Source organism: Acinetobacter sp. AOR18_HL (assembly GCF_027855145.1).
GTDB lineage: Bacteria > Pseudomonadota > Gammaproteobacteria > Pseudomonadales > Moraxellaceae > Acinetobacter > Acinetobacter pittii.
Genome location: NZ_JAKTIG010000061.1, coordinates 61477 through 75385, shown reverse-complemented (window position 1 = coordinate 75385; position 13909 = coordinate 61477). Strand labels below are relative to the sequence as shown.

Below are 13909 nucleotides of genomic sequence, written 5' to 3'. Positions count from 1 at the left end.
TATAAAGGCTTGTGGTTTGATTATCTATCACGAAAAATTGGAGTTGTTATGGCACTCGTTCCTCCACATGGTCTTCTAGGTGGTGGTTTAATACTACTTCTAGATTTTATGGGCAAAATGGATAGAGAAGGGCGTGTTCATGACTGAATCAAGACTTACACATCTCAAGCAACTTGAAGCTGAGAGTATTCATATTATCCGTGAAGTAGCCGCAGAATTTGAAAATCCAGTCATGCTTTACTCAATTGGTAAAGACTCGGCTGTGATGCTTCATCTTGCATTGAAGGCATTTTATCCTGCAAAACTTCCTTTCCCTTTATTACATGTAGATACGGGCTGGAAGTTTAAAGACATGATCGCGTTTCGCGATAACATGGCAAAAACACATGGTTTTGATTTAATTGTTCATCAGAATAAAGAAGGCCGTGAAGCAGGAATCAACCCATTTGATCATGGCAGTTCGAAATATACGGATATTATGAAAACCCAGGCTTTAAAACAGGCTTTGGATAAATATCAGTTCGATGCTGCTTTTGGTGGTGCGCGCCGTGACGAAGAAAAATCACGTGCGAAAGAGCGCGTATATTCATTCCGTGATAGTAAACATCGTTGGGATCCTAAAAACCAACGTCCTGAACTTTGGAACCTTTACAATGGTAAAGTGAACAAAGGCGAAAGTATTCGTGTATTCCCTTTATCTAACTGGACTGAGTTGGATATCTGGCAATATATCTATTTAGAAAATATTCAAATCGTTCCTCTTTATTTCTCTGCTGTTCGTCCAGTAGTAGAGCGTAGCGGTACGTTAATCATGGTTGATGATGAGCGTATGCGTCTAAAAGAGGGTGAAGTTCCACAGATGAAGTCTGTACGTTTCCGTACGCTTGGCTGTTACCCGTTAACTGGTGCAGTTGAGTCTGAAGCAGATACGTTACCTGAAATTATCCAAGAGATGCTTTTAGCCACGAGTTCTGAGCGTCAAGGTCGTATGATTGACCATGATGAAGCGGGCTCAATGGAAAAGAAAAAGCAAGAAGGCTATTTCTAAGACAATTTCTAAATTTGTGGAGTTTGAGCAATGTCTCATCAATCAGAATTAATCAGTCAAGATATCTTGGCCTATTTAAAGCAACATGAACAAAAAGACCTTCTACGCTTTTTGACTTGCGGTAACGTAGACGATGGTAAAAGTACGCTTATTGGACGTTTACTCTACGATTCAAAATTGATTTATGAAGATCAATTGCAAGCAGTAACGCGTGACAGTAAAAAAGTAGGAACTACGGGTGATGCACCAGACTTGGCGTTACTAGTAGATGGCCTTCAAGCAGAACGTGAACAAGGTATTACCATTGACGTAGCTTACCGTTATTTCTCAACAGAAAAGCGTAAGTTTATTATTGCTGATACCCCAGGGCATGAGCAATATACACGTAACATGGCAACAGGTGCGTCAACTGCGGACTTGGCAATCATCTTGATTGATGCGCGTTATGGTGTACAAACTCAAACTCGTCGCCATACGTTTATTGCGAGTTTGCTTGGTATTAAAAATATCGTTGTTGCAATCAATAAGATGGACTTGGTTGAATATTCACCTGAACGTTTCACTGAAATTCAGATTGAATATGATGCTTTCGTAAGCCAATTAGGTGATCGTCGTCCAGCCAATATTCAGTTTGTACCAATCTCTGCCTTAAATGGCGATAATGTTGTGAATCCGTCAGCTCATACGCCGTGGTACAAGGGTCAAACCTTGATGAGCATTCTTGAGTCGGTGGAAATCAGTCGTGAATCGAATAAACACGAATTCCGTTTCCCTGTTCAGTATGTAAACCGTCCAAATCTTGATTTCCGTGGTTTTGCGGGTACCGTTGCTTTAGGTGAAATCAATGTTGGTGATGAGATTGTTGCACTGCCATCAGGTAAGCGTTCAACAGTTAAAGAAATCGTTACTTTTGATGGAAACCTTGAGCAGGCTGTAGCGGGTCAAGCGGTTACATTGACCCTCAATGATGAAATTGATATTAGCCGTGGTAACGTTTTGGTACGTGCTGGCGAGCAACCATTAATTTCACGTAGTGTTCGTGCTTCAGTGGTGTGGATGAATGAGCATCCGCTCGTGAAAGGTAAGTTATACAACGTTAAGATTGGTACCCAGACTGTTCCTGCTAAAGTCACTAATATTCACTATCGAGTGAATGTGAATACACTTGAACATACTCATGTGGAAGAGCTTGAGTTAAATGCAATTGCAGATGTTGTAGTTGAGTTCGATGCGCCAGTTGTGTTTGATCAATATCAAGATTCTCGTTATACAGGTTCATTCATCTTCATTGACCGCTTAAGCAACGTAACGGTTGGTGCTGGTATGGTTGAGGCTGCTGTTGAATGGACTGCACATAGTAATCCTGTAACAGCTGAAGATCGTGCTGCACGTTTGGGCCAAAAGCCAGCGGTGATTGGGATTTCTGCACAGTTAATCGAGAAATCTCAAGTTTTAGAAAGCTTATTGATCCAACAAGGTGTAGTTGCGATTGCAAAAGCCAACTTAACTGCTGAGCAAATTACTTTATTGCGTGAGACAGGTGTTGTAGTTATTACTACGGCTGTGGATGGCACAGATACAGAAGTTACTGCTGAAACCGTTGAAGAAGCAGTTGAAAAAGTTGTTGAATTAGTCCGTCTTTAATAGGCTGAATTAATTTTGAAAAAACCCGCCTAAGCGGGTTTTTTTTATTGGGTTTAGAAAATACTTTGAGCTTTTAAAGTTAAATATTCTCTTAAATCTTTAGGATAGCTCTGAATCATCTTTAAAAATATATCTCGATCACCTTGATATAAGGCACGTGTTGCTTCTTCGTAATTTGGCATATTGCCCAACATGGCAGACATAAAACGGTCGATGGCTTGTTTAGCGAGCATAATATTACCTTCAGAATTTGGGTTATTTAACTCTTTATCAATTAACTTACGAATTACTGCTGATGCACTCGCACTTTGTTGATCTAACCAATTCCAATGTTTTTTCTGTAAAGTGATTTCACGAGAAATTACTCCGAGTTTAGGTCGTCCAACTTTTTTAATTTCTTCCGGTTCACCATAACGTTGATGAAATTCTTGTTCCGAACCAGAAAGATCAAGATCAATTTGTTGACCTGTTTGATCATTAAAAATCAGAATATTTTCCGTTGTTTTCGGAAGATCTTTGAGTTTTTTTGCAAGTTCAATAAGGGAGTCACTCGCAATAAGCGTGCTTCCAGTGAAGGCAGTATAGGTGATTTTAGTATTCATTTTAGCCATATATTTTTATCTGGGTAAAATAATATTATCAGGGTAAAATTAATTTGGCAAATAATTAAAATTATAACCAAAGAATTATTTGATTTTATGAGTGTAGTCTATGAAGTTAGGACTATAAAAATAGTCAAGATAATGAGCTATTTAAAATTTTACTCTGTTTTAGTATCGCTTTTATGAGAGAATACGCCTTTAGTTGTATGTATAGAGACTCCTATGTTTGAGCAATCTCCTGAATCTTTAAGCGATATCGAAATTTTAGACATTTTACAGTCGATGAAAAAAGATAAGCTAGATACGGAAGCAAATGAGATCATCCGTAACGGGGGAAAAGCAGGACGTCAGGAAGCACATAAACAGGCTTTAGTGGCACTGAATACAAATTTTGAAGAAAAGTTTGTAGAGGCAGTTACTCTTGCACTAGGTTTAAATGCAGCTCAAGCTAAAAAAATTCGCTATAAAAAAGATCGAATTCGTATTTTAAAAGCGCGTGGTATTGATTATTTAGCTATTGATGGTGCAGAAACAGCGCAAGTTTTGGCACAAATTTCACAAGCGATTGTTCGAGAAGATGCAATAGTTACTCATGACTTACATGACATCTTCCCATTTTGGAAAGAAGGTTGGCCAATGGTGCAATTTGATAATGCCTATAAAATTTTAGAAGAAGATATTAGCTTGCACTTTCATGCGTTCTTAGACGCCATGATTGAATATATAAATAAATAAAAATAAAAGCCCCGTTTGGGGCTTTTATTTATAGGGGAATAATTAAAGTGTACTAAAGAGCGGGAAAACGCCAATCACTAATGCAGTGCCCATCAAAACCATACATGTTATAAATGCCCATTTAAATGTGAACTTTTGATGATCTGCAAAGTCAACTTTAGCAAGACCGCATAACAAGTAAGTTGATGGAACAAGAGGCGATAGTAAGTGTACTGGTTGACCTACAATTGATGCACGAGCAATAGCTTCTGGGCTAATACCGTAATGTGAAGCCGCTTCAGCAAGAATTGGTAAAACACCATAGAAGAATGCATCATTTGACATAAAGAATGTCAAAGGCATACTGACTAAAGCGGTAATCGGTGCAAGATATGGACCCATGCTTGGAGGAATCATTGCGACGAATTCTTTAGACATCGCCTCAACCATACCTGTACCAGATAGAATACCTGTGAAAATACCTGCTGCGAAAATTAAACCTACAACAGCTAAAATACTATCTGCATGCATTGCGATACGCTTTTTCTGGATATCAACATCAGGATAGTTAATCAGCATTGCAATACAGAACGCTAGCATGAATAGCACTGACATTGGCAAAATGCCTTTGATTAATGCAATCATGAGAATAATAGTAAGTACCATATTTACTTTACGTAAATGTGGACGCGTCGCTTCAGGGTCTTTCGACACTGTAATATTGTCACCATGATGACTTTCAAGCTCAATCACGCCTAAACGTTTTTGCTCATAACGGCCATATAAATATGCCAAGAAGAATAACCAACCAATACTAATGATCATTGGAAGGATCATTGGTACGAAAATATGGCTTGGATCAACTTGTAACGCACTTGCAGCACGAGCAGTAGGGCCACCCCATGGCGTTAGGTTCATTACACCACTACATAACAGCATAAGCGCAGTCATGATGAGTGTGTTCATTCCTAGACGTTGATAAAGTGGCAACATTGCAGCCACACAGATCATATAGGTGGTTGAGCCATCACCATCTAAAGAAACGAGAGTGGTTAAAAAGACAGTTCCTAGAGTAATTTTTAAAGGATCGCCTTTAACTTTTTTCAAAATCCATTTAACCGGGGGGTCGAAAAGACCTGCATCGATCATTAAGGCAAAATACAAAATTGCGAATAAAAGCATTACGCCAGTTGGCGCTAATTTTTTGATGCCATCCAGCATCATCTCACTGAGACCTTTAAGTTCAATGTGACTTAAACTTTCAAAGTAATGACCTAGGCCCCAAGCAATGAGAGAAAAAATAAACGGGATGAGAATTAAAGCAATAATAGGGCTTAAACGTTTGGACATGATTAAGTACATGAAGCACAAAATCATGCCAACACCAAGTAATGTCAGCATACAATCAATCCTTTGCCTATAGTTTTACTGAACAAGTTTATTCAAAACTCTGACCTTGGTTATTCTTATTAATTTTTATTAAAAAGACAAATAATATATTTAGTTTATTTGGTTAATATATATTCGTTTGGATGGGTATATTTAGATGAAATACTGAACATATATATTAAGATTATAATGGTTTTATAATAAATGAATGCTATTATAAAATAATATAAAGGTATTATAAAAATAAAAATTATATGGCATTTTTTTTAATTATATATATTTTGATGAGTGAAATGAGAAGAAGAAGCATTTAGGGGCTTACTTTGAGCTAAGCTACATAAGTTTGTTTGCAATGTAAATGGGGCTTAATCACTTTATAAGCAGTTAAGAGATATAGATTATTTTATTAATTTTCAGTATTTAAGCTTTAATAGAGTTGTTAAATAAAATAATAATACTTTTAGATTAAAAGAGCAAATTGAATAAATGAATCTAAAATAATTATTACATATATTTAAAAAAGTTATTTAGTTTTAAAAAAATACCCCAGCTAAATTGTGGGGCATTTAAATTAATAACGATTAGTTTTCATCAATTGATGAGTGTGTTTCGGTTTGTTCTAAAATCCGAGTTACAAGAAGTTGGTCAATTTTAAAATGGTCGACATCGACAACTTCAAATTTATATCCACCAAATTCCACAAAATCTGCTGGACGGGGAATTTTGCGTAAACGGTACATCATGAAACCTGCAAGCGTCTCATAGTTTTCTTCATCAGGCATTTCATCAATTTCAAGAGCATGTCTTAGATCATCAATTGGTGTACTGCCATCAATTAACCATGAGTTATTATCACGTTTAATGATTTGCTGTTCTTCTTCAATAGGAGTAACCCAATCACCCATAACTGTGATCATGATATCGCTTAATGTAATCACTCCGACAACAAGTGCATATTCATTGATAACGACAGCAAATTTCTCTTTTGTAGAACGAAAACGGTCAAGTAGTTCAGAGAGTGTGAGAGTGTCGGGAATCATGAGTACAGTACGAATAGTAGACTCATTCAATTGAGTTGGTGATTGATTATTTAAAATGCGTACTAAGAAATCTTTAGCATCAACATAACCAATAACCTGATCAATATTTTCATTACACACTAAAAATTTCGAGTAAGGATATTCTGCTAATTTTTGACGAATACTATCTTCATGTTCATTTAAGGTGAAGTAAACGACGTTTTCGCGTGTCGTCATGCTTGAAGGTACAGTACGTTCTTCTAGTTCAAAAACATTCTCAATAAAGTGGTGTTCTTGTTTTTGAAGTACGCCAGCTTGAGCACCTGCATCCATGACTGCTGAAATATCATCAAAAGTAATATTGTCTTCGCGTGTTGTATTGACTTTAAACAAGCGAAATAACAGATTCGCAATAGCATTAATTCCCCAAGCTAAGGGTTTACATACCTTAATAAAAACTTGAATCGGGTTAATAACGCTAATTGCAATTTTTTCAGGTGCAATCATTGCCAAGCGTTTTGGCATGAGATCGGCAAATAAAATAAATAGAGAAGTTACTAAAGTGAAGGAGAGGGCAAAACCGATAGTTTGTGTCCAAGGGCCTTCATAAAAGCGGTCAACTAAAGTGACGAAAAAAGGACGAAAAGCAGCTTCACCCAAAATACCGCCTAAAATTGCAACTGCATTTAGGCCAATTTGAGAAGCTGCAAAAAAATCGGCAGATTGTTCTTGTAGATCAAGTACTTGTTGGGCACGTTCTTCGCCAGCTTCGGCTAAAATTTTTAACTTTACTTTTCTGGCGCCAGCCAATGCAATTTCAGTTAAAGATAAAAAGCCTGCTGCGATGATGAGCAGTACGATGATAATGATATTTTGAAAGAGACTCACAAATCACCCGAGGTTCATCATTATTATGACTATGTTTTAACACAAAAAAGCGCTGAGGTAATCAGATTGATTGCTCAGCGCTTGAAGATAATGTCTAAAATCGACAATTAAATCAAAATTTACTTAATAGTGAGAAAATTGCGAATTGTTGGTTAGAAATTCACGATTTTCTTCTTCAATCATTTGACGAGCAACAAATAAAATAAGTTGGCGCAACCAGCGATGAGCTGGGTGATGATGTAATAATGGGCACCAAGCCATTTTAAGTTCAAATTCTGGAATATAAAAAGGAGGATCTTTTATAACCAGTTTAGGATTTTGAGTTTGTAGGCGTGCCATTCGAGTTGGAAGCGTGGCAATCAGGTCAACATTTTGAGCAAGTAATGCTGGCATTTGGTAGTGACGAGTAAATACAGAAATTTTACGACGTTGACCAATACGTTCTAATGCCTGATCGATCCAGCCTAAACCGCCTTGTTTATCTGGATTTACACCAAAGCCTACACCCATACCAGTTTTAGAAACCCAGATATGCTGTGCATCTAGATAATTTTTAAGATTCAAATGGGTTACAGCAGGGTGTTTGTCATTAAGAATACAGCTGAAACTATCACGCCAAACTAAAACTTGGTGGAAACTTTGCGGTATTTCATTAAATCTATTAATTGCAAGATCAACTTTACCTTGTTCCATGTCTCTATAAGACACATCACTTGGTGTAAGAAAGTCGAGTACAACATTTGGAGCTTCAGAGCGTAGAGCTTTGACAAGACGAGGAACTAAAGTTGCCTCGGCATAGTCAGATGTCATAATGCGGAAAACGCGATTACTTGTATAAGGGCGGAATTCGGTACGGGGTTCCAAAATCATGGAAAGATCAGAAAGGGCATCACGAATACGAGGTTGTAATTCAAGTGCACGTTCTGTTGGGGTCATCCCTTCGGAAGAACGGATAAGAAGCGGATCATTAAATAAATTACGTAAGCGACGTAAAATATTACTCATTGCAGGCTGAGTTACCCCAAGCTGTTCGGCTGCGCGCGTAACATTTTTTTCACGAAGAAGTACATCAAGATATATTAATAGATTAAGATCTACTCGCTCCAGATTCATAAAAAAAATACCGAAAATAAAACCCTGAAATTGTTTCAAATTATGCCATATTTAATGATCATTGTGTGAAAAAATGATGAGAAAAGCGACATTTTTTGTAGGAATTAAGTAGGGTGGAAAGGCGTTTCAAAGGCACGATTTTACTGTCTTTGCTCAGTTTTGAATGAAAGAAATCTAAATAGAATATATTTATGAATAACTTCTCAATTTCTAGCATATCAATTGACTTTTTACATTGGCAAAAATAGCCTAATTTACAATTGACTTTTAGATTTAAAAATGAGTGGAAAATCTCCAAAAATTGTATAAAAATAAGACTTATTGAGTTTTTAGAATAAAACTCTATACTCCTTTAGGATAATTTTATTTTTATAAACAAAGTGTTAAAGTTTTTGGTTTTATCTATAATATCGATTTATTGGTATATTTTTTAAATAAATACTGAAGATTAACAAAGGATATTGGATTAATTGATTGGCTAAGTCTAAGCTGTGTTCATGAGGAAGCAGCTGGTGTCATAAGAAATTTAAGTAACGTGACTCTAGGCTTCAATCGATGAAATCCTAAAATGAATACAGGACAATATCATGACTACATATCAAACAGCGATTGATGCAGTACGTCAATTAAAAGCAAAATTCGGCAATACTTGGGCAGACATTAGCCCAGAAGATGCTGCTCGTATGCAACTTCAAAACCGTTTCAAAACTGGTTTAGATATTGCTAAGTATACAGCTGCGATTATGCGTCGTGATATGGCTGAATACGATGCTGACTCAAGCAAATACACTCAATCATTAGGTTGCTGGCATGGTTTCATCGCACAACAAAAAATGATTGCGAACAAAAAATATTTCGGTACTACAAGCAAACGTTATATCTACCTTTCTGGTTGGATGGTTGCTGCTCTTCGTTCTGAATTTGGTCCACTTCCTGACCAATCTATGCACGAAAAAACTTCTGTTCCTGCATTGATCGAAGAAATCTATACTTTCTTACGTCAAGCTGACGCAAAAGAATTAAACGATTTATTCCGTGCGCTTAAAAAAGCACAAGAAGCTGGTGATACTGCTAAAGCAGCTGAAATCACAGCTCAAATCGACAACTTTGAAACTCACGTTGTGCCAATTATTGCGGACATCGATGCTGGTTTCGGTAACGAAGAAGCAACTTACTTACTTGCTAAGAAAATGATCGAAGCTGGTGCTTGTGCGCTTCAAATCGAAAACCAAGTTTCTGATGCTAAACAATGTGGTCACCAAGCTGGTAAAGTAACTGTTCCACACGAAGACTTCATCGCTAAGATCCATGCATTACGTTATGCATTCTTAGAAATGGGTCTTGAAGAAGGTATCATTGTTGCGCGTACTGACTCTGAAGGCGCTGACTTGACTCAAAAAATCCCAGTGGTTAAAGAGCCAGGTGACATCGCTTCTCAATACATCAGCTACTTAGATACTCAAGAAATTGACATTGCTGATGCTCAAGAAGATGAAATCTTAATCAAGCGTGATGGTAAATTACACCGTCCTAAGCGTTTACCTTCTGGCTTATATCAGTTCCGTGCTGACACTCAAATTGACCGTGTTGTACTTGACTGTGTGTCTAGCTTACAAAATGGTGCTGACCTTCTTTGGATCGAAACTGCGACTCCAAACGTAGAAGAAATCGCACACATGGTTAACCGTGTTAAAGAAGTTGTTCCAAATGCTAAGCTTGTTTATAACAACAGCCCATCATTCAACTGGACTTTAAACTTCCGTCAACAAGCTTACGACCGTTGGGTTGCTGAAGGTAAAGACGTTTCTGCATATGACCGCGCTAAATTAATGAGTGCTGAATATGACAACACTGAATTAGCTGCTGATGCTGATGACAAGATCCGTACTTTCCAAGCAGATGCTTCTCGTGAAGCGGGTGTGTTCCATCACTTGATCACACTTCCGACTTACCATACTGCTGCTCTTTCTACTCATGAGCTTGCACAAGGTTACTTCGGTTCTGAAGGTATGTTGGCTTATGTTGCTGGTGTACAACGTAAAGAAATCCGCGGTGGTATCGCTTGTGTTAAACACCAAGCAATGGCGGGTTCTGACATCGGTGATGATCACAAAGAAATCTTCTCTGGTGATAACGCTCTTAAAGCACATGACGATGCTAAAAACACAATGAACCAATTCGCAGCTCACTAAGAATTGATTCATAAAAAAACCCGCTCAAATGAGCGGGTTTTTTAATTATTAAAAATTATTTTTTCAAAACATAGTGTTCAGCTAAAGAGCCTTCAACTTTTTTACCTTCCATATCTAAAGCAGTTGCAGTATTTTCACCAATAAAGAATTTACGATTTTGGCCTTTATCATCTAACGTAATAACTGAAGTATTATCTTTGTCGAAAGTAAAGGTACCATGGGTTTCAAATGGGTTGGTGTCACCTTTACCAAGATAAGTTTCGGTTAGCTCGTAGGTTTTATCATCTTTAAGTTCTAATTCGGTTTTAATACCTTCACAGTCTGCGCATGGAAGAGTGCCTTTATATGTGCCGTCCCAATCGAGTGAGTTTTCAGCTGTGTGCGCGGTATCTACAGCATTATTATTGGCTTCAGTGGTTTGTGCTGGAGCAGATGCTTGAGTTGTCGTGTCGGCTTTATTTTCATTTTTGCTACAAGCGGCAAGAAGGATACTTAAGAGTGCTACTGATAATAATGTTTTTTTCATGATGATCTAAACCTCGGAAAATAAATAAAAAACAAGTAAACAGGCTATGAAATATAAGAGCCTAATAAAAGTTTAAGTATGTAATTTAATTTTAACAAAAGGTAAATTGAGTAAAATTTAATCAAAAAAGAAAGATATAAAATTAAAAAAAAGTATCCACTAAAAAATTAGCGAATACCTCTATATATTAAGGTTGAGAAGAAACCCCACCTAAAGAATCACAAGCTGATTTATAAAGTTGATATTGTTGCTTTAAAACTTCATCTAGCGGCATGTCAAATAACTCTTCACCATTTTTATAACTCTCTACATATGAAGTCGCCTTTTCTTTGCTTACCGCTAAAGACTGTTGGTAGTAAGAATTAATTGAACTTGTTGCAATCTGACTTGTCTCAACATTTTTACATTCAAAATTATGGAGAATTTTTTCTGCACGTTTGACCTCACTAGATTGGCCAAAAATACACCCAGTTAAAAAGACAAGTGGCGTTAACACGAAAAAAAGTTTCATGGAGAGCAAGTATGGAAGCAACGGTGGGCGCTATTGTATAAATAATTCCATAAGTTACTGTGGTTTTATGTTAGACATTGATTGTTTTTTAACTCATTAAAATCAAAAAATTGTATCTAATTTTATCATTTTGCTTATTTTTATATTTGGTGCGTATTTTGCTTATAGCTTTAAGCACTTATTTTGAACATATGAACCAGAATGAATCAGGTACAAACGTTTTCAAAAAACTCTTTAGCACCATTTTGGTATGCGCGATTAGAGCTCGGATTTTGTTTTGAAAATTCGCGCACCATAATGAGTCATAGAAAGCACCATGGCCCTGTAAGGGTGCAAAAAATGCTCTGGCCTGAAAAAACAGGCGTATGTCATGCGATTATTGTACATCCTCCAGCAGGAATCGCAGGAGGAGATCATCTTACTTTTCAAATCGAAACCAAAGATCAAGCTCATGCGGTTGTAACGACTCCTGGTGCGGGAAAGTGGTATAAAACCAATGGAAAGCAAGCCTTTCAGCATATTCATCTTCATGTGCGAGATCAGTCTATTTTGGAGTGGGTTCCACAAGAAACGATGCTGTTTGACGGAGCTCTAGCACACTCAGAAACTCATATTCATCTTGACCATGCTGCCAGTTTTATTGGCTGGGATATGTTGGTACTCGGGCGGCAGGCACGCGCTGAACGTTTTGTGCAGGGAAGTTATCACAACCAGTTTAAGTTGTGGCGAGAACAAAAATTATTGGTTGCAGATACATTGTTTTTTGAGGGTGAAGACCGTTGGCTTAGTTCGTGTTTAGGTATGAATAATCAAGCAGTAATGGGAAGTTTTTGGGCCGTAGCACCTGAGAAATATCGGTCTTCATTTTATTTGGAACAACAGCTCGAACTCATTCGCGAATTGATAATGCGTATGCAAGCACCTGTAACTTTAACATTATTAGATGATGTGGTTTGTGCGCGTTTCTTGGGAAATGATGTCCGACATTGCCATGATGCATTTGCGGCAATAAGAGCAAGATTAAGACGTTATTGGTTTGATTTATATGAAGAATTTCCGAGAATTTGGAGAACCTAAGTTACGTTAAATTGCGTATTTAAAAAACGATTAAAACAAGTATGCTGCTTTTGAGCACGTATTTTGCTTAAAGAAAGTTAGATGCTATTTAGGAAAGAGATATGGAACTCAATCCAACAGAAAAAGATAAATTACTTATTTTTACCGCAGGGCTAGTCGCTGAGCGCCGTAAAGCTCGTGGCTTAAAGCTAAATTATCCGGAAGCTATCGCTTTTATTTCTGCTGCTTTGCTTGAAGGGGCACGGGACGGTATGACGGTGAGTGACTTGATGCATTACGGAACAACTTTATTAAAGCGCGAAGATGTGATGGATGGTGTGCCAGAAATGATTGCTGAGGTTCAGGTCGAAGCAACTTTTCCTGATGGCTCGAAGTTAGTCACTGTTCATCAGCCAATCGTATAAAAGGAGCGTTTATGATCCCTGGTGAAATCATTACTCCAGATGCAGACATTGAGCTGAATGTTGGGCGACAAACTTTAAAAATTGTAGTTGCTAATATTGGTGATCGACCTATTCAGGTGGGTTCTCATTTTCATTTTTATGAAGCAAATGATGCACTACAGTTTGACCGAGAAACAGCGAAAGGCTTTCGATTAAATATCGCTGCAGGCACAGCAATACGTTTTGAACCGGGACAAAGTCGGGAAGTGGAGCTTGTTGCTTTAGCGGGTAAGCGAGAAGTATATGGTTTTGCTGGTCGAGTCATGGGGCGTTTGGATGAAAATGTTGATTAGAAAAGCAATGAAAGATGACACAGATACTATCGTTGCCATAATCGCTCCATATGTAGATCAAGTGATTGCAAATGAAGAAGGGCGCTCACGCTTTAAACCAGAAGTCATACAAACAATTTTTGATCGAGAAGATATTCATTATTTTGTTGGAGAGATTGATCAACAGATCGTGGGTATAGTCGCTTATATGGAACCCTCACATTTAATGCATTTTTTTATTAAAAAAATGCATTTGAAACTAGGTCTAGGGCGACAGCTTTGGGATTTCATAGAAGAAAAAATTAAAAATGAAAATATAGACGTTGAGAAAATTACGGTAAATTCAAGTTTTTATGCTCAAGATGTCTATGAAAAATTTGGTTTTATTGTAAGTGGTGATGCTGCTGAAAAATGGGGAATCCGGTTTATCCCGATGACAAAATATTATGCTTTGCCATCAGAAAAATAAGG

At 37.3% G+C, this 13909-nt stretch carries 15 protein-coding genes; 9 read left to right on the top strand and 6 right to left on the bottom strand.

Annotation, left to right across the window (positions count from 1 at the left end; all coding sequences use genetic code 11):
- Window positions 1–48 precede the first annotated feature (48 nt).
- From MKL51_RS15575 to cysN, 3 genes are read left to right on the top strand one after another with little or no spacing between them, the layout of a single operon-like run.
- On the top strand, window positions 49–147 hold the full coding sequence (locus MKL51_RS15575; RefSeq protein WP_004793966.1) for a hypothetical protein: 99 nt from the start codon (window positions 49–51) through the stop codon (window positions 145–147).
- On the top strand, window positions 140–1048 hold the full coding sequence (gene cysD / locus MKL51_RS15570; protein WP_000140408.1) for a sulfate adenylyltransferase subunit CysD: 909 nt from the start codon (window positions 140–142) through the stop codon (window positions 1046–1048). Before MKL51_RS15575 ends, cysD begins: the two co-directional genes overlap by 8 nt.
- A gap of 30 nt (window positions 1049–1078) precedes the next feature.
- Window positions 1079–2692, top strand: a complete 1614-nt coding sequence (gene cysN, locus MKL51_RS15565; RefSeq protein WP_005802949.1) for a sulfate adenylyltransferase subunit CysN — start codon at window positions 1079–1081, stop codon at window positions 2690–2692.
- A gap of 53 nt (window positions 2693–2745) precedes the next feature.
- Here the strand turns inward: cysN and MKL51_RS15560 are convergent, their stop codons facing one another.
- Window positions 2746–3303, bottom strand: a complete 558-nt coding sequence (locus MKL51_RS15560; protein ID WP_005802947.1) for a DUF2239 family protein — start codon at window positions 3301–3303, stop codon at window positions 2746–2748.
- 213 nt (window positions 3304–3516) lie between these two features.
- Between MKL51_RS15560 and MKL51_RS15555 the strand changes: the two genes are divergently transcribed.
- Window positions 3517–4029: a hypothetical protein gene (locus tag MKL51_RS15555; protein WP_002117749.1), complete on the top strand. Its 513-nt coding sequence runs from the start codon at window positions 3517–3519 to the stop codon at window positions 4027–4029.
- Between the two features lie 42 nt (window positions 4030–4071).
- On the opposite strand, the gene MKL51_RS15550 is transcribed toward MKL51_RS15555, so the two are convergent.
- The 3 genes from MKL51_RS15550 to MKL51_RS15540 all read right to left on the bottom strand — a co-directional run bounded on the left by MKL51_RS15550 (window position 4072) and on the right by MKL51_RS15540 (window position 8417).
- Window positions 4072–5409 (bottom strand): CitMHS family transporter, encoded by a 1338-nt coding sequence (locus tag MKL51_RS15550; protein WP_005802944.1) that lies wholly within the window; start codon window positions 5407–5409, stop codon window positions 4072–4074.
- A 569-nt stretch (window positions 5410–5978) separates the two neighbouring features.
- Window positions 5979–7304 carry a hemolysin family protein gene (locus tag MKL51_RS15545; protein WP_002117726.1) on the bottom strand — a complete coding sequence of 442 codons (1326 nt, stop codon included), beginning with the start codon at window positions 7302–7304 and terminating at the stop codon, window positions 5979–5981.
- Window positions 7305–7427: 123 nt separating this feature from the next.
- Complete coding sequence (locus MKL51_RS15540; RefSeq protein ID WP_270904348.1) at window positions 7428–8417, bottom strand: LysR family transcriptional regulator; 990 nt, start codon at window positions 8415–8417, stop codon at window positions 7428–7430.
- Window positions 8418–9004: 587 nt separating this feature from the next.
- On the opposite strand from MKL51_RS15540, the gene MKL51_RS15535 reads away from it, so the two are divergent.
- Entirely contained in the window at window positions 9005–10609 is a 1605-nt protein-coding gene (locus MKL51_RS15535; protein WP_002117581.1) for an isocitrate lyase, read from the top strand.
- 55 nt (window positions 10610–10664) lie between these two features.
- Here MKL51_RS15535 and MKL51_RS15530 read toward each other — a convergent pair whose 3' ends face one another.
- The gene (locus MKL51_RS15530) at window positions 10665–11135 is read right to left on the bottom strand and encodes a copper resistance protein NlpE (RefSeq protein ID WP_005075493.1); all 471 of its coding nucleotides are present in this window, start codon (window positions 11133–11135) and stop codon (window positions 10665–10667) included.
- Between the two features lie 187 nt (window positions 11136–11322).
- Complete coding sequence (locus MKL51_RS15525) at window positions 11323–11646, bottom strand: hypothetical protein (protein WP_005070594.1); 324 nt, start codon at window positions 11644–11646, stop codon at window positions 11323–11325.
- A 201-nt stretch (window positions 11647–11847) separates the two neighbouring features.
- Here MKL51_RS15525 and MKL51_RS15520 point away from each other — a divergent pair, with 201 nt between their 5' ends.
- From MKL51_RS15520 to MKL51_RS15505, 4 genes are all read left to right on the top strand, one after another.
- A complete protein-coding gene (locus tag MKL51_RS15520) occupies window positions 11848–12723 on the top strand; it encodes an urease accessory protein UreD (protein ID WP_005802940.1) in 876 nt (291 codons plus the stop codon).
- A gap of 101 nt (window positions 12724–12824) precedes the next feature.
- Window positions 12825–13127 (top strand): urease subunit gamma, encoded by a 303-nt coding sequence (ureA, locus tag MKL51_RS15515; RefSeq protein WP_002117495.1) that lies wholly within the window; start codon window positions 12825–12827, stop codon window positions 13125–13127.
- An 11-nt stretch (window positions 13128–13138) separates the two neighbouring features.
- Window positions 13139–13459 carry an urease subunit beta gene (locus MKL51_RS15510; protein ID WP_005802937.1) on the top strand — a complete coding sequence of 107 codons (321 nt, stop codon included), beginning with the start codon at window positions 13139–13141 and terminating at the stop codon, window positions 13457–13459.
- Window positions 13449–13907, top strand: coding sequence for a GNAT family N-acetyltransferase (locus tag MKL51_RS15505; RefSeq protein ID WP_005802935.1), 459 nt, complete (start codon window positions 13449–13451; stop codon window positions 13905–13907). The genes MKL51_RS15510 and MKL51_RS15505 overlap by 11 nt, the downstream gene beginning before the upstream one ends.
- The last annotated feature ends 2 nt before the right edge of the window (window positions 13908–13909 follow it).